Raw genomic sequence first — 15991 nt, 5'->3', positions numbered from 1 at the left:
GTGAGTATTTTTGTGCTATGCAAAACGGCACATTATATTTAATTCCTGTACCTCTGGCAGAAGAGGTAGCCCACAAAACCTTTACGCCATATTTGGTTGATACAATAAATCAAATTGATACATACATTGTAGAAAATAGTAAAACAGCCCGTAGATTTTTAAAAGAAGCAGGCTTAAAAACTCCCCAAAAAGATTTAATTGTTCATGATTACGGTAAGCACAACAGAACCGATTTAGGTCAGTTTTTTACAGAATTAAAAGCTGGTAAAGATGTTGGCTTAATGAGTGAGGCAGGCTGCCCGGGTATTGCAGACCCTGGTGCTGATATTGTAGCTGAAGCACATAAGCGAGGTATAAAAGTTGTGCCGTTAGTTGGGCCAAGTTCTATACTTTTGGCATTAATGGCGTCTGGTTTTAACGGACAAAGTTTCGCATTTTGGGGCTATTTGCCCATTGATAAAGAACAACGAACCAAACGCATTAAAGATTTAGATTTATCAGCTAGTAGATACAAACAAACACAGATTTTTATCGAAACCCCATTTCGTAATAATCAGATGCTAGAAGAAGTTTTAAAAAGTTGCAACCCTAAAACACAACTTTGCATTGCTTGTAATTTAACAGGTGAAGATGAATTTATAAAAACCCAGAGCATTTATAACTGGCGTAAAGAAGAAATAGATTTACATAAAAAACCAGCAATATTTTTGTTGTATTAATTCATTAGCTTTAACTATTCTACATGATATTACCAAATATAAAAGGTTTGTAATAGTAAAATTTTAAGCTGATAGTGATTATTTGATTTAAAGCTCATGAAAAACGCATTTTTAAAAATTGCTTTAATTTCTTTAACCATCCTTATTTCTTGTACAAAAAGCAAAAAAGAAGATTCGAAATTATCAACTATAAATCCGGGTTCAAAGGAATTTACGATTGAACTCGCTAGAAAAATAAAAGATAATAATGGACAATTAACCTATATTTTTAAGAAATACAGGGCGCAAGGTTTACAAGAATATTTAGATGTAGATATTAAAGGTTCTGATTTTTATGTAACTGCTACAATATTAGTAGACAATTGGAAAAAACTTAGCAGAATTAAAGATAATAAGGGCATTGGTTATTGTGGAGCTGAGCTAGATGGATTACAATTATCACTAACAAAGCATGCCAACCGTGTTATACTTAAATACAAAGATGTTAAGGGAATTATCGATTAACTAATTCAACTACCTGTACATCCCTTTTCCATCAATAAAATCAATAACCTTATCAGGTAAAAAAAACTGAACATTTTTCTTCTCCTTTATCGCTTTGCGGATAAAAGTAGAAGAGATTTCCATTAAAGGTGTATTTGTAAAAGTTATTGAAGGATGATTTTTCCATTCTGAAACGTCTGCTTCAGGCCGTGGATAAACATAAATTTGATAGTTTTTGAGCAATACCTCATAATTTTTCCACTTCTTAAACGAAACCAAATTATCTGCCCCCATAATAAGTACAAACTCCTTCTCAGGATATTTTTCATGTAAATAAGTCAGCGTATCAATTGTATAAGATGGTTGGGGTAGCGAAAACTCAATATCGCTGACACGAATATTTTCTGCATTTTCAGTTGCGAGTTTAGCCATTTCAAGCCTATCGTACATATTGGTTAAGCCACTTTTATCTTTTAAAGGATTATGTGGAGAAACCACAAGCCAAACTTCATCAAGTTCGGTATGGTTAGCCATATAATTTGCAATAATTAAATGCCCGGTATGAATTGGGTTATAGGAACCGAAGAAAAGGCCTGTTTTCAGTTTTGAGTTTGCAGTTAACATTTATCTGTTGCAATTTACAGTTGTGCGGGCTATATTTTTAATTAAGTGAATACCTAAACAACTCCATATTTTTCAGGGTTATTTGTAGTGATCCAAAACTGTTAATTCCTAATTGGAAACTGCTAACTTCTTAAAAAATCTCCCACCAGCTTTTCAGCTTCTGTACAAGCAGTTGCTAAATCATAGTTTTTTAAAATTACATCAAACTTATCAGCGTAGAGTAATTCCTTTTCTGCTTTGACAAAACGTTCCTGTAATTTTTCTTGGCTATCTGTGCCGCGACCACTCAACCGTTCTTTTAAAACTTCCAATGATGGCGGCTGAACAAAAATTGCCAAAGCATCTTCCTCGTATTTTCTTTTTAAACGAATTCCACCTTCAACATCAATATCAAAAATAACATGTTTCCCTTCATCCCAAATTCGTTCTATTTCCGAACGCAAAGTGCCGTAAAAAGTACCATTGTAAACCTCTTCAAACTCAACAAATTCTTGTCTGGCTACTTTATGTAAAAATTCTTCTTTTGTTATAAAATAATAGTCGTTTTCATGTTGTTCTGCACCTCGCAACTCGCGAGTTGTGGCAGAAATAGAAAAACTTAGTTCAGGAAACTTTTTTAATAAATGGTGTACTATTGTAGTTTTTCCCGCTCCAGAAGGTGCTGAAAATATGATTAATTTACCTTGCATGCTTTATTGTTACAAAGTTGTAAAGTTGAGGAGTTGAAACGTTACAACATCCCAATCCTAAAACCTTACAACACATTTAATAATTGTTCCTTTATTTTCTCCAATTCTTCTTTCATACCCACAACAAATTGCTGCATTTGTGCATCGTTTGCTTTAGCACCCATTGTATTTATTTCTCGACCAATTTCTTGAGATATAAAGCCGAGTTTTTTTCCATTAGCTTCTTTGCTCGTTAAGGTTTGAACGAAATAATCGCAATGGCTTTTCAAACGGGTTTTTTCTTCAGTAATGTCTATTTTATCGATATAATAAATTAACTCTTGTTCAAAACGATTCTGATCTATATTCACTTTACCCACAGCATCATCCAAAAATTGAGAAAATTTATCGCGAATGGCCGTTAACCTTTTTGGTTCTAATTCTTCAACGGATTTAAAGTAAGAAAGGATGTTTTTAATTCTTAATTCTAAATCAGCTTTTAAAACGGCACCTTCATCTTCTCTAAAACTATTAAAATTTGCTAAAGCTTCAGTGAAGATTTTGTACAATTGATTCCATTCATCCTCACTTACACTCTCTTCTTTGTAGCTTATAACTTCTGGGAAGGTTAATGCGGTTTGCAATAAGTTAGTACTATTGGCATTCAACTGTTCGTTAGCTGCCATTAACTGATTATAATAATGAGCAAGTAGAGCTGTATTTATGCTTGCGCCAGTAACCTCGCCCGAACTGCGTTCTACTGTGATGCTTAAGCTTACCTTACCGCGTTCAATATCTTTACTGCAAACGTTGCGTAAAATTAATTCTTTATCAGAAAAGGCTTTAGGATATTTTAGATTGAGCTCAAGAAATTTACTGTTGAGCGATTTGATTTCGACACTATATTTTGCATTGGCATAATCGGCTGTTGCTAAGCCGTATCCTGTCATGGATTTTATCATGCGCAAAGATAGAAAAAATTAATGTACAGTTTTAATTTGTTGCATCAATCAAGAGTTAACCATGTGCTTACATTTTAGATTATTTTAATACTTAAATAAATAAAAGCCACAAACATTAAAGCCAGCATTAACGTTATTTTAACAGTTTACTTAGTTAACATTTGTTAATTTTACGCAAAACATTATTTAGAATGAAAGTCCGATACCTTTTTGTAACCCTATTATTTTGCCTGATTACAATTTCATCAATTGTTAATGCACAAGATTTTATTGTGAAAGGCGTAGTGCTAGAAAAGGGTTCGAATGTACGGGTTGCACTTGCCAACATTACTAATTTACGTACAAAAACAGGTGTAACGAGTAACGATTTAGGAATGTTCCAACTTAAAGCAGCAATCGGAGATACTTTACAAATTGGCAAAACCTACTTAAACGATCAGCGAATTTTGGTTCTTGGCAGGCAAGATATTTTGATTTACATGATTAGAGGTAGTACAACTCTAAATGAGGTTACTATTCTTGGTAGTACAAAAAAGCAAGATCTCGCTGACATTAAAAGAGATTTTCAGAGTAAAGGTGTATTTAATGGCGGTAAATCTTCGTTTTTATCAGCAATATTTAATCCGATTAATGGGCTATACAATTTGGTTGGAAGAGACCCAAAAAATGCAAGGAGATTTAGTAGATATGCAGATAATGAAATAAAACAATCGCAAATTGATGTTTATTTTAATCCGAGTATTATAAAAAACAATACCGAGTTAAGAGGCGATACTTTGGAGAAATATATGATTGATTATCGCCCAGAATTTCAGAAGGCTCAACACTGGAATAGCTACGATTACATCAAATACATAAAAGAATCTTCGAAAAAGTTTACAGATACTTTAGGAAAAGGAAAGTAATACAGATATTGGTTTTCATTTCTCGCGGGAGAATAGAGTTGAATCAAATTAAATTGCCAGTGTTTCACAAGCCTTTTCGGCTGCAAGCTTTTCTGCATTTTTCTTATTATAATCTCTACCAACGCCTACTTTTTCACCTTCAACCATAGCACTAATGGTAAATAGTTTTGCGCTTTCACCTTCACCATTGGCTGCAAGTTCAAAAAGCACATCTTTACCATGCCGTTGACACCACTCAATTAATTTACTTTTAAAGTTCGTTTCGGTTAATTCTAAAGTGTGGATATCAATGTGTGGTTTTACTATCCTTCGAAGTAAGAAATCTTTAGTAAAATTATACCCTTTATCCATGTAAACGGCACCAATAATTGCTTCAAATGCATCGCCTAACATAGAGTTGTGTTTGGTTTGAATGCTTACAGAACGTTGGTCGAACTGAATTAACTTATCAAAACCCATCTTTTTAGCCAACTGATTTAAATTTGCCCGATTTACAATTTTCGAGCGCATTTCTGTCAGGAAACCTTCTTCTTTATATGGGTAGTGTTTAAAAAGCAATTCGGCAATTACGGATCCTAAAACAGCATCGCCAAGAAATTCTAATCTTTCGTTGCTGCTACGCGAACCGTTTTTTAAAACTTTTGCAGCAGAACGATGCCTGAACGCCATTTTATACAGCGTCACATTTCCAGGAACAAACCCAAGAATGTTTTTTAGCTTTTTAACAAACTCCTTTTCAGGAGATAAGTAAAGTTTATATAATTTTAATATCGGCATTAAATAAATAACTCAATTAGCGGCTAACTAGCATATTTAACTAAGTTATCTATTTTTAATTAGCATACAAAATTATATAGCAGAGGCGATTTATTAATCTTCGTACTTTTTAAAAATTACTGATGCATTATGACCACCAAATCCAAAAGTATTACTTAAAGCTGCTCTAACTGTGCGTTTTTGAGCTTTATTAAAAGTAAAATTCAATTTCGGATCAAATGCTGGATCATCTGTGAAGTGATTAATTGTAGGAGGTACAATATCATTCTGAACAGCAAGAATTGCAGCAATTGCTTCAATAGCACCAGCAGCACCTAATAAATGACCAGTCATTGATTTTGTAGAACTAATGTTCAAACGATAGGCATCATCACCAAATAGATCTGCAATGGCACGGGTTTCACTAATATCACCTAATGGTGTAGATGTTCCGTGAACATTAATATAGTCTATATCGGCAGTTGTTAAACCTGCATCTTTTAAAGCATTTGTCATAACCATTCTGGCGCCTAAACCTTCAGGATGAGGAGCCGTAATGTGATTAGCATCTGCACTCATTCCTCCACCCACAAGTTCTGCATATATTTTTGCACCTCTTGCTTTGGCGTGTTCAAGTTCTTCCAAAATAATTGTTCCTGCACCTTCACCAGCTACAAAACCATCTCTATCTTTATCAAAAGGACGAGATGCCGTTTGAGGATCATCGTTACGTGTAGATAATGCATGCATGGCATTGAAACCACCCATTCCTGCCTCGTTAATAATGGCTTCAGAACCACCACTAATAATGACATCGGCCATACCCAATCGGATATAGTTGAATGCATCAATCATTGCATTGGTAGATGAAGCACATGCCGAAACAGTTGCAAAATTTGGCCCGCGTAAGCCATACTTGATAGATATATGCCCTGGAGCAATATCAATTATCATTTTAGGGATAAAAAATGGATTGTATCTTGGCGTGCCATCCCCTTTAGCGAAATTCGAAATTTCATCTAAAAAAGTTTTCAATCCACCTATGCCTGCACCCCAAATAACGCCGATTCTGTTGGTATCTAATTTTTCGAAATCAAAACCACCATCTTTCACAGCCTCTTCGGTTGCAACCAAAGCGTATTGTACAAACGGATCTAGTTTACGAGCTTCCTTTTTCTCCAAAAAATCTTCTGGATTAAAGTTTTTCACCTCGCAAGCGAATTTAGTTTTGAACTTTTCAGTATCAAAACCTTTAATAGGAGCAGCGCCACTCACCCCGTTAGTCAATCCTTCCCAAAAATCAGGAACATTATTGCCTATAGGAGTGAGCGCACCCAACCCTGTTACTACTACTCTTTTTAATTCCATTTATACTGAAAAAGCGTAATTCTATTTAACGTTTTTTTCCAAATAAGCGATTGCTTGACCAACTGTACCGATGGTTTCAGCCTGATCATCAGGAATAGCTACATTAAATTCTTTTTCAAATTCCATAATTAATTCTACGGTATCTAAAGAATCTGCACCCAAATCGTTGGTGAATGAAGCCTCAGGCGTAACTTCGCTTTCGTCAACACCTAGTTTTTCTACGATAATAGCCTTAACTCTTGAAGCAATATCAGACATAATTTTATAATTTAATGGTTAAATAATTCTGTGCAAAGAAAAATAAATTCTTACAATTTTCAAATGTTTTTATTTCGATACCTAAATTTGGCTCTCAAATAACAAGCGAATATAGAATTAGTTTTTTAATTTCGTTCTGTAAATAATTTATTTCGACTTGAATAAAACTTATCTAAAATTAACGTTAGACCTTGATTTCATATTAATTGCCGTAACCGCACCGCTAAAAGACTATGTATTGTGCCACAAAATTAATACGCGATTAAACACGCAATTTGCCAAAGTGGAGGACCATGAAATATTTTTTAATATCGATGAACCTGCATGGTCTTTCTCTAAATATTACTTTTTTGTTGAGCAAGGCGATGTAGAATACTACCTTATCAGCAATAAAAGTAGCGACGGTGTGTTAGTTCCAGAGATGAGTAACGTAGATTTTTTTATAATTATAAAAGAATTTATTGATAAAGAAGATCTAGATTATTTAATAAACGGACTTAATAAACTGCCTGATATACAGGTAGCTGCAAAAATAGAACCAACCAAATTAAAATCGAAAGAGAATTTGGTAATATAAAAATTATATACTTGGTGTATTAATTACACTATATTTGAGGGTTATAAAAAACTATACACAACAAAATATATATAAAATTTAATGCAGTTTAATTAATTTTAGCTAATTAATTAACAGTACAAACTGCATTGCTAAATCAAATATTAAATGAAACCTTTTCATTCTAGAACAAAAATTGTAGCCACACTCGGCCCTGCATCAGCTAAACCAGAAGTATTATATAGTATGTTTAATGCCGGTTTAGATGTTTGTCGATTAAACTTTTCTCACGGTTCTCAAGCAGATCACCAAGCAGTTTTAGATACTATTCGTGATTTAAATAAAAAATACGAATATAATGTTGGTATCCTGGCTGATTTACAAGGTCCGAAAATTCGTATCGGCTTGGTAAAAGAAGGTGGTATCAATTTAATTAATGGCAAAACAACTGTAATTACTACTACCGAATGTATTGGTAATGAAGAACGTATTTATATTACTTACCAAAGTTTTCCTCAAGATGTTCAGGCTGGAGAAATTATCCTTTTGGATGACGGAAAGCTTCAAATGAAAGTTATTTCTACAAACTTAAAAGATGAAGTTGTTTGCGAAATCGTTCATGGTGGTATTTTAACTTCAAGAAAAGGTGTAAACCTCCCAAATACTAAAGTTTCTATTCCTTCACTAACACCAGAAGATCGTGAAAATTTAGAGTTTGTTCTAGAAAATGATGTAGAGTGGATTGGTTTATCATTCGTTCGTAAGGCTGATGATATCATCGAACTTAAAAAAATAATTGCCGAACGTGGTAAAACTGCTCGTGTAATTGCTAAAATAGAGAAACCAGAAGCTATTGCCAACATCGATGAAATTATCGCTGTATCTGATGGTATTATGGTAGCACGTGGAGATTTAGGTGTTGAATGCCCGATGGAAGAAGTTCCGTTGTTACAGAAAATGATTGTTGCGAAATGTAGAGCAGCTTCTAAACCAGTAATTGTTGCAACACAGATGCTTGAAAGCATGATTACTACTCCTCGCCCAACACGTGCGGAAGTTAATGACGTTGCAAACTCTGTATTGGATGGTGCTGACGCGGTAATGTTAAGTGGTGAAACATCAGTTGGTGAGTTTCCGTTAATCGTTATCGAAACGATGCAGAAAATTATTCAAAACATCGAGCAAAACAATTATCCATTTAATCCTGATAAATTTTTGAAACCAAAATCTCCATCATTTTTAAGTGATGCGATTTGTGATTCGGCATGTTTCTTAGCTAAACAAACTAATGCTGTTGGTATTGTTTCGATGACATTGAGTGGTTATACTGCTTTCGAAATTTCTAGTCACAGACCAGAAGCATTGACTTTTATATTTACCAGCAATAGATCATTATTGAACGCAGTAAGCTTGCTTTGGGGTGTTAGAGGCTTTTATTACGATAAATGGGAAAGTACAGATAATACCATAATTGAAGTTAATGAGTTCTTAAAAAGCAAAAAATTGGTTAAACAAGGTGATATTATCATCAATACCGCAGCTATCCCGATGGAAGCTAAAGGTAAAACCAATATGCTTAAAATTACGGTTATCGATTAATTTCAATACAAAAATATATTTTAATTTGCCTGAGTTTTTACTCAGGCATTTTTTTTGAATAAAAAATATATTTTTGCAAAAAAACGGAGAGGTGTCAGAGTGGTCGATCGAGCACGCTTGGAAAGCGTGTGTACTGCAAGGTACCGCGGGTTCGAATCCCGCCCTCTCCGCAAAAAAAAATGTCTGTGGTTTTTAAACCAAAGACATTTTTGAATTTATTTACTAGTCGAAACGGTTAAATTACCTGCTTTTAATCCTTTTGATAAAACCTGTAAATTTATTTTTCCAGCCTGCTCGCTTGATTGTATGGTTACCACCAATTTACCATTGAAAGCTTTCATTTTTGGCAGGTGAAATGGTTCTAAACTTGTTGCATCGCCATTGGAAACTACTTTAAACTGTCCATTTCCTTTAACATCAAATGATAAACTGTTATCTGCATCAGGACATAAATTACCATTTACATCAACTATACTAGCGGTTACATATGCTAAATCTTTATCATCAGCGGTTAAGGCTTTACGATCTGTTTCTAACAAAATATGATGTGGTTTACCAGCAGTTTTAACAACTTCTTCTGCAACGGCTTTACCACTGGCATCGTAAGCTACAACTTTAATTGTACCTGGTTGATATTTTACATCCTTCCACATTAATCTGTATCTGTTGGTATTGGATGAGTTATTTTTAGTTTGTTTTCCTTGGCTTTTACCATTAATAAAAAGTTCGGCTGATGGATAATTGGTGTACGCAAAAACCGGAGTAACTTGTCCTTCCCTACCTGGAAATGTCCAATGTGGTACAATGTGCAAGGTTGGTTTTTCGGTATTCCATCTGCTACGGTACAAATAAAATCTATCTTTCGGGATTCCAGCCAAATCGATTATTCCAAAATAAGAACTGTGCGAAGGCCATTTTTCATCATAAGGTGTGGGCTCGCCCAAATAATCGAAGCCTGTCCAAACAAATTCGCCGATTACATACTTTAAATCATCCTGCTTTACAAACTCATCATCAGGAATTTGCGACCAATTACAATACTCAAAATCGTAAGATGAACTTTGATTATCATCATACATTTTCATTTTAAAAAATTCTACCGGGAATTTATATACACCTCTCGAGCTTACCGTTGACGCCGTTTCTGTACCTAAAATAAAACCTTGTGGAAGACGATTATAAGCATTTTTATAAAGCATTGGCTTGTAATTAAATCCTGGGACATCCAATACAGACGCGAAGTTATTATCCAAAGCATTTTGAATGCGGTCCATACCTACCGTTACAGGTCTGGTTGGATCTTCACGGTGACAAATATCCTGCAGGAATTTTAATATTTTTCCGCCATTTTTTGTTCCTTGATCTGGCACTTCATTTCCAATGCTCCACATTACCACACAGGGACTATTTCTATTGGCATGAATCATATTGACCACGTCTTTTTCTGCCCATTCATCAAATAAATGGCTGTAACCATTTTTAACTTTTGGTTCTTTCCATTCGTCAAAAGATTCTACCATCATCATAAAACCCATTTCATCACAAAGTTTAACCAGTTCTGGTGCTGGCATATTGTGCGAAGTACGTATAGCATCGCAACCCATATCTTTTAATAATGTAAGTTGCCTGCGTAAAGCTGCTACGTTAATGGCAGCACCCAACGGACCTAAATCATGATGATTACAAACGCCCTTAAACTTTCGGTAAACGCCATTTAAAGAAAATCCCTTTTCCGCTTCAAATTTAATTGTTCTAATACCGAATGTTGTTGAGTATTCATCCTTCAGGGTTTTTCCAATATATAATTTTGTTTCTGCATGATATAAATTAGGTGTTTCTGGCGACCATAATGCCGGGTTTTTAACAATCAAATCTTGCTCAAACTCTTGTAAATCTGTATCGCTTAAGGTTTTGGTGGCAGTGGCTACCGTTTGTCCTTTGGCATTTTTTATGGTTGTTTGTAAATTCAAGCCATCGTATTTACCACTAATAGAATTCACCTTGGTTTTAATTTTAACCTTGGCAAAATCTTTATTGATTACAGGCGTTGTGATGTAAGTTCCCCAAACTGGAATGTTCACATCTTCGGTTATAATTACATGTACATTTCTATATAAGCCAGCTCCAGGATACCAGCGTGAAGCTTCTGGTAAATTTTCTAATCCGATTGATAAAACATTTTTGCCTTCCCTCATTTTAGATGTTACATCGATTGAGAAAGAATTATATCCATAAGCCCAATGCCCAACTTTTTCACCATTTAGATAAACTACCGGATAGCTCATCGCACCATCAATTAAGATAACAGCCCTTTTGCCCTTTTTAAAAGCTGCCGCGGTAAATGTGTTTCGATACCAGGCTTTCCCAATAAAAGGCAATCCGCCTGTTCTACCTGTTTTTTTCGATGCTTGTTTCTCTCCGTTTTGCACAATGGCAACTTCCTGACTATCATTTGCACCATCGAAAGGGCCTTTAATTGCCCAATCGTGAGGAACTGTAACCGTTTCCCAGCTACTATCATTAAAATTTTCTTTAACCGATTCTGGATGGTTGCCTTTACTAAATTTCCAGTTTTTTTCTAATAAATATTCCGTCCGCAATTGGCCGTATGTGTTTTGTAGAAAAAATATGGATACCATGAAAAAAAGTATCGGCAAACGATGATGTTTTAAAAAATTCTTGATTTTAAAGTTATACATGGCTGGGATAAGATTATTGAATGATGGGTTTGGTTACATTTTACACCAAAAACGAAGTTATTAAAAAAAAATAAATGTCATAATAACATTTATTAGACTCACAATAAAACTTTCTATTCAAAATAAAGGATTTGTGAATGATAAATTTTGTATCATGATTAATACCAATCAATTTATAAAACAGTGTTATTTTTATGGCGAAGAAAAAATGAATATGAATAAATATTTACTATCTGTAGCTGCCTTTGCGATAGCCGCTACAGCCAATGCACAACAGGCCACATCGCTAACTGCAAAAGATTACGAACACGCTGAAACCTTTTTAAGTTACAATACTGCCAAGTACATCGATAATCCTGGAGTTTCTCCAAATTGGTTAGCAGATGACAAATTTTGGTATGTATCACGCAATCAAGCGGGTACACAAACATATTTGGTAGATCCCGTAAAGAAAACCAAGTCGATTACTACTGAGTATAAAAATGTTTCTTCAGCACCTCGACGTAGAAATAGCGAGGAAGTTGTATCTCCAGATGGCAAAAAATCAATTTTGATTAAAGATTACAACCTTTATGTTAAAGATGTAGCAACCGGAAAGTTAACTCAATTAACAATTGATGGAATAAAAGATTACGGTTACGCAACTGATAATGCCGGCTGGAAACATAGCGATGGAGCGATTTTACGTTGGTCGCCAGATTCGAAAAAAATAGCAACCTTTCAGCAAGACCAAAGAAATACCAAAGATATGTACCTGGTAAGCACAAATGTTGGCTCGCCAAAGCTTAGTGCATGGAAATATCCTTTACCGGGCGATAAGCAAATTCCTACCATCAGAAGAGTTGTTATTGATGTAGAAAACCCGAAAGTAATCTCATTGAATATTCCGCCAGATCCGCATCGTGCTACCTTGAGTGATGACATTTCTAGCAGTGGTACTTTTGATGATATCGATTGGAAAGCCGATGGTTCTGAAGTTGCATTTGTATCAACCTCTCGCGACCATAAAAATGAGAAATTTCGCATTGCAAATGCACAAACTGGTGCCGTACGTGAGGTATTTGAAGAGACTGTAAAAACACAATTTGAATCTGGTCAGGGTGCCATTAACTGGCGTTATTTACCTGCAACAAAAGAAATTTTATGGTACTCGGAAAGAGATAATTGGGGCCATTTATATTTGTATGATGCTACAACAGGTAAAGTTAAAAACCAAATTACCAAAGGAAATTGGGTGGTTACACGCCTGTTAAAAGTGGATGAAAAAACCCGTACGCTATATTTTATGGCTAACGGACAAGATAAAACCAATCCATATTTCGGGCATTTTTATAAAATTGGTTTCGATGGAAAAAAATTGGTTGATTTAACACCAGAGGTAGGAAATCACACCGTTTCCATTTCACCTTCAGGAAACTATTTTGTAAATACCTATTCTCAGCCTGATGTTCCTGCTGTAAGTAATTTACGCAGCATGGACGGAAAAATAGTAATGGAAGTAGAGAAAACTGATATATCGAGATTAGTGGCTACTGGATGGAAAGCGCCAACACCTGTTTCGGTAAAAGCTGCTGATGGCAAAACCGACATTTACGGCTTGGTTTTTACACCAACTAAAATGGATGCCAGCAAAAAATATCCCGTAATCGACTACATTTATCCTGGTCCGCAAGGTGGAAGTGTTGGCAGTTGGTCTTTCGCGGCATCTCGTGGAGATAATCAATGCCTGGCAGAATTAGGTTTTATTGTAGTAGTGATGGAAGGTACAAGTAATCCAAACCGATCGAAAAGTTTTCATGATATGAGCTACGGCAATATGGCAGAAAACACTTTGCCAGATCAGATTACAGCCATAAAACAACTATCTGCTAAATATCCAATGGAAACTACCAAAGTTGGAATTTGGGGGCATTCTGGTGGTGGCTTTGCAACTGCAACAGCCATGTTTCGTTACCCTGATTTCTTTAAGGTTGGCATTTCAGAATCTGGAAACCATGAAAATAGAAACTATGAAGATGATTGGGGCGAACGCTATAATGGACTGGTTGAAAATGCTGATTACGAAGCACAAGCCAATCAGAATTATGCCAAGAATTTAAAAGGAAAATTAATGTTGGTACATGGAATGATGGACGATAATGTTCCACCTTACAATACCCTATTGGTTGTAGAAGCTTTAGAAAAAGCAAACAAATCATTCGATTTAGTCATATTCCCCAATAGTGCGCATGGTTATGGCGCTTATTCGCCTTATATGATGAGACGGAGATGGGATTATTTTGTACAGAATTTGTTGGGTGCCCAACCACCTTACGATTACCAAATGAAACCTCCAGCTGTGAGGTAATTAACATAATTTGAAGAAAGTCTCGACGGAAGTTGAGACTTTTTTTTTGCATTAGCCCGCAATGGTAAAACTATAAAAGTTAACATGTGTTAAAGTTTAAATCAGCCTCAATTTATACGCTAATTTTAGTTTAAATCTAACCTGAAACATGAGAATATTCATCATCCTATCCATACTTATTTTATCGAATAAGTTGTACGCTCAGCAATTTAATGGGCAAGTTTTCGATTATCAATCAAAACTACCGATTGAGCAAGTTGTTGTTAGTTATGGCAAGCAAACTATAATAACAGGTTCCGATGGAAGATTTAAATTGGATAGAATTCCATCAATAGCAATCGTGAAAATTCGTAAACTCGGCTACGAACAATACGAATTAAATTTAAACAGCAATTTGCCCGATTTAAGCGTTTATCTCCAAGCCACTTCTATAGATTTAAATGATGTTACCATTTTATCGAAAAGAGATTATGTTGCCGATTCGTTAAAAATGAGAGCAGATAATGAAAGTGTTTTTGCCTATAAAGCACCTACTATTAACGATGTTTTGGTGCAGAAAGGTTGGCGTTACCCAACAATTGGCTCTAATTTGGTTTCTAATTCTACCTCTTCTATAATAAGTTTAGATGTTTTAAAAACCATTGGCTTAATTACTAAGAATAAATCGTCTATTTCTAAATTGCAAAAAGTTGAGCTGAATGATGAAGAAACAACTTATATAAATCGTCGTTTTGATGCTAAAAAGATTGCCGCTATTACTAAATTAAAGGGAGATTCTTTACAAAGTTTTATTAAGCAATATAAGCCTTCGGCAACACAAATCAGGAAAATGAATGATTATCAAATTCTGCTTTATGTTAAGAAAAGTTATTCGGAGTTTATTAAACCGGGTAAAGAAAATTAGTACTAAGTTTAAACAAACAAATTTTTTATGGGAAAATCGAGATCGGAAAACAATGTAATTATTACTGGTGCAACTGGTATGGTTGGTGAAGGTGTTTTAATTCAATGCTTAAATAGCCCGGCAATTAATTCGGTTTTGGTAATCAATCGTAAACCTTGTGGATACACGCACGCCAAATTAAAAGAAATCATACACCAGGATTTCTTCAACTTCTCCACGATAGAAAATCAATTAACAGGTTACAATGCCTGTTTTTTCTGTTTAGGAATAACATCAGTTGGTGCCGATGAGGAAACTTATTACAAAATGACCTACACTTTAACCATGCATGTTGCTAAAACACTAGCAAAACTAAATGAGGCGATGACATTTTGTTATGTATCGGGTAGTGGAACTAATGAAAATGGCCGACTAAAATGGGCTCAGGTTAAAGGTAAAACAGAAAGTGATTTGATTAAATTACCTTTTGAGCAGGTTTACAATTTTCGCCCGGGATTTATAAAGCCATTACAAACCCAAAAGTATGCTCATAAATTTTATAAATATGTAAATTGGTTATTCCCGATAGGAAGATCCATCTATCCTTCTGGATTTTGTACCATGGTAGAACTTGCTGATGCTATGATAAACACCTTAAGCCACACCAACGGAAGAAAAATTTTGGATGGAAAAGAAATTATTGAATTGGCTAGTGAACCAGATTAAGGGAGGGGAAAATAGAAGATGGAAAATTTAAGATGTGGTATGTAAGAGGGAAGATGGCTTATATACTTCTATTCCCATCTTCCCTCTTACATGTTATTTCCCATCTTCCATCTCAATTTATTTCTTATTATCATGCTTACGCTGATTATCTTTATTTGATGTTTGATCGGAACGCTGACCTCCACCATTTGTAATTCCCTGAATTTTTTTATCAACTTTAACATCGTGATTAGCTCTGTCGGCTATAGAACTACCTTGTGTAGTTGGGTTGTTCTTTGGTGTGCTTACATTTTTCATAATTATAAAATTTAGTTAAATATTTGCAAAGCGTTAATATTATAACTGCTTACATTAAATTATGTTTTTATTTTTTGATAAAATGATTTGATAAAACTAGGCTACGATGGGTTTGTTTAGCACTAACTTTGTTAATAAACC

Annotated in this window: 16 protein-coding genes and 1 tRNA gene; 9 read left to right on the top strand and 8 right to left on the bottom strand. The window is 34.8% G+C overall.

Features of this window, described 5'->3' with window-relative positions:
• Positions 1–17 precede the first annotated feature (17 nt).
• Together ACFOWA_RS13525 and ACFOWA_RS13520 are read left to right on the top strand one after the other, a co-directional pair.
• The gene (locus tag ACFOWA_RS13525; protein ID WP_378985961.1) at positions 18–719 is read left to right on the top strand and encodes an SAM-dependent methyltransferase; all 702 of its coding nucleotides are present in this window, start codon (positions 18–20) and stop codon (positions 717–719) included.
• Between the two features lie 96 nt (positions 720–815).
• Positions 816–1223, top strand: a complete 408-nt coding sequence (locus tag ACFOWA_RS13520) for a hypothetical protein (RefSeq protein WP_378985959.1) — start codon at positions 816–818, stop codon at positions 1221–1223.
• A 9-nt stretch (positions 1224–1232) separates the two neighbouring features.
• Here ACFOWA_RS13520 and nadD read toward each other — a convergent pair whose 3' ends face one another.
• The 3 genes from nadD to ACFOWA_RS13505 all read right to left on the bottom strand — a co-directional run bounded on the left by nadD (position 1233) and on the right by ACFOWA_RS13505 (position 3444).
• Positions 1233–1826, bottom strand: a complete 594-nt coding sequence (gene nadD / locus ACFOWA_RS13515) for a nicotinate (nicotinamide) nucleotide adenylyltransferase (RefSeq protein WP_378985957.1) — start codon at positions 1824–1826, stop codon at positions 1233–1235.
• A 122-nt stretch (positions 1827–1948) separates the two neighbouring features.
• Positions 1949–2515 (bottom strand): guanylate kinase, encoded by a 567-nt coding sequence (gmk, locus tag ACFOWA_RS13510; protein WP_378985956.1) that lies wholly within the window; start codon positions 2513–2515, stop codon positions 1949–1951.
• Between the two features lie 65 nt (positions 2516–2580).
• Positions 2581–3444, bottom strand: coding sequence for a YicC/YloC family endoribonuclease (locus tag ACFOWA_RS13505; RefSeq protein ID WP_378986160.1), 864 nt, complete (start codon positions 3442–3444; stop codon positions 2581–2583).
• A gap of 203 nt (positions 3445–3647) precedes the next feature.
• Between ACFOWA_RS13505 and ACFOWA_RS13500 the strand changes: the two genes are divergently transcribed.
• Complete coding sequence (locus tag ACFOWA_RS13500) at positions 3648–4361, top strand: hypothetical protein (protein WP_378985954.1); 714 nt, start codon at positions 3648–3650, stop codon at positions 4359–4361.
• A 48-nt stretch (positions 4362–4409) separates the two neighbouring features.
• Here ACFOWA_RS13500 and rnc read toward each other — a convergent pair whose 3' ends face one another.
• From rnc to ACFOWA_RS13485, 3 genes are all read right to left on the bottom strand, one after another.
• Positions 4410–5138 (bottom strand): ribonuclease III, encoded by a 729-nt coding sequence (gene rnc / locus ACFOWA_RS13495; RefSeq protein WP_378985952.1) that lies wholly within the window; start codon positions 5136–5138, stop codon positions 4410–4412.
• Between the two features lie 93 nt (positions 5139–5231).
• A complete protein-coding gene (fabF, locus tag ACFOWA_RS13490) occupies positions 5232–6485 on the bottom strand; it encodes a beta-ketoacyl-ACP synthase II (RefSeq protein WP_378985950.1) in 1254 nt (417 codons plus the stop codon).
• 21 nt (positions 6486–6506) lie between these two features.
• On the bottom strand, positions 6507–6743 hold the full coding sequence (locus ACFOWA_RS13485; protein WP_008508386.1) for an acyl carrier protein: 237 nt from the start codon (positions 6741–6743) through the stop codon (positions 6507–6509).
• Between the two features lie 157 nt (positions 6744–6900).
• Here ACFOWA_RS13485 and ACFOWA_RS13480 point away from each other — a divergent pair, with 157 nt between their 5' ends.
• From ACFOWA_RS13480 to ACFOWA_RS13470, 3 genes are all read left to right on the top strand, one after another.
• Positions 6901–7320, top strand: a complete 420-nt coding sequence (locus ACFOWA_RS13480; protein ID WP_123204896.1) for an IPExxxVDY family protein — start codon at positions 6901–6903, stop codon at positions 7318–7320.
• 147 nt (positions 7321–7467) lie between these two features.
• Positions 7468–8898: a pyruvate kinase gene (gene pyk / locus ACFOWA_RS13475; RefSeq protein WP_378985948.1), complete on the top strand. Its 1431-nt coding sequence runs from the start codon at positions 7468–7470 to the stop codon at positions 8896–8898.
• 85 nt (positions 8899–8983) lie between these two features.
• A tRNA-Ser gene (locus tag ACFOWA_RS13470) sits at positions 8984–9068 on the top strand.
• A gap of 45 nt (positions 9069–9113) precedes the next feature.
• On the opposite strand, the gene galB is transcribed toward ACFOWA_RS13470, so the two are convergent.
• Positions 9114–11537: a beta-galactosidase GalB gene (gene galB, locus ACFOWA_RS13465; RefSeq protein ID WP_378985946.1), complete on the bottom strand. Its 2424-nt coding sequence runs from the start codon at positions 11535–11537 to the stop codon at positions 9114–9116.
• A 214-nt stretch (positions 11538–11751) separates the two neighbouring features.
• Between galB and ACFOWA_RS13460 the strand changes: the two genes are divergently transcribed.
• From ACFOWA_RS13460 to ACFOWA_RS13450, 3 genes are all read left to right on the top strand, one after another.
• On the top strand, positions 11752–13944 hold the full coding sequence (locus ACFOWA_RS13460; protein WP_378985944.1) for a S9 family peptidase: 2193 nt from the start codon (positions 11752–11754) through the stop codon (positions 13942–13944).
• Positions 13945–14092: 148 nt separating this feature from the next.
• Entirely contained in the window at positions 14093–14848 is a 756-nt protein-coding gene (locus ACFOWA_RS13455) for a hypothetical protein (RefSeq protein WP_378985942.1), read from the top strand.
• A gap of 27 nt (positions 14849–14875) precedes the next feature.
• Positions 14876–15553: an epimerase gene (locus ACFOWA_RS13450; protein WP_378985940.1), complete on the top strand. Its 678-nt coding sequence runs from the start codon at positions 14876–14878 to the stop codon at positions 15551–15553.
• Positions 15554–15670: 117 nt separating this feature from the next.
• On the opposite strand, the gene ACFOWA_RS13445 is transcribed toward ACFOWA_RS13450, so the two are convergent.
• Positions 15671–15850 carry a hypothetical protein gene (locus ACFOWA_RS13445; protein ID WP_123204902.1) on the bottom strand — a complete coding sequence of 60 codons (180 nt, stop codon included), beginning with the start codon at positions 15848–15850 and terminating at the stop codon, positions 15671–15673.
• Between the last annotated feature and the right edge of the window lie 141 nt (positions 15851–15991).

This window comes from Pedobacter lithocola, assembly GCF_042650845.1.
GTDB lineage: Bacteria > Bacteroidota > Bacteroidia > Sphingobacteriales > Sphingobacteriaceae > Pedobacter > Pedobacter lithocola.
Note: the sequence above shows the minus strand (reverse complement) of the source record. Positions and strands in the feature narration are given on the sequence as shown.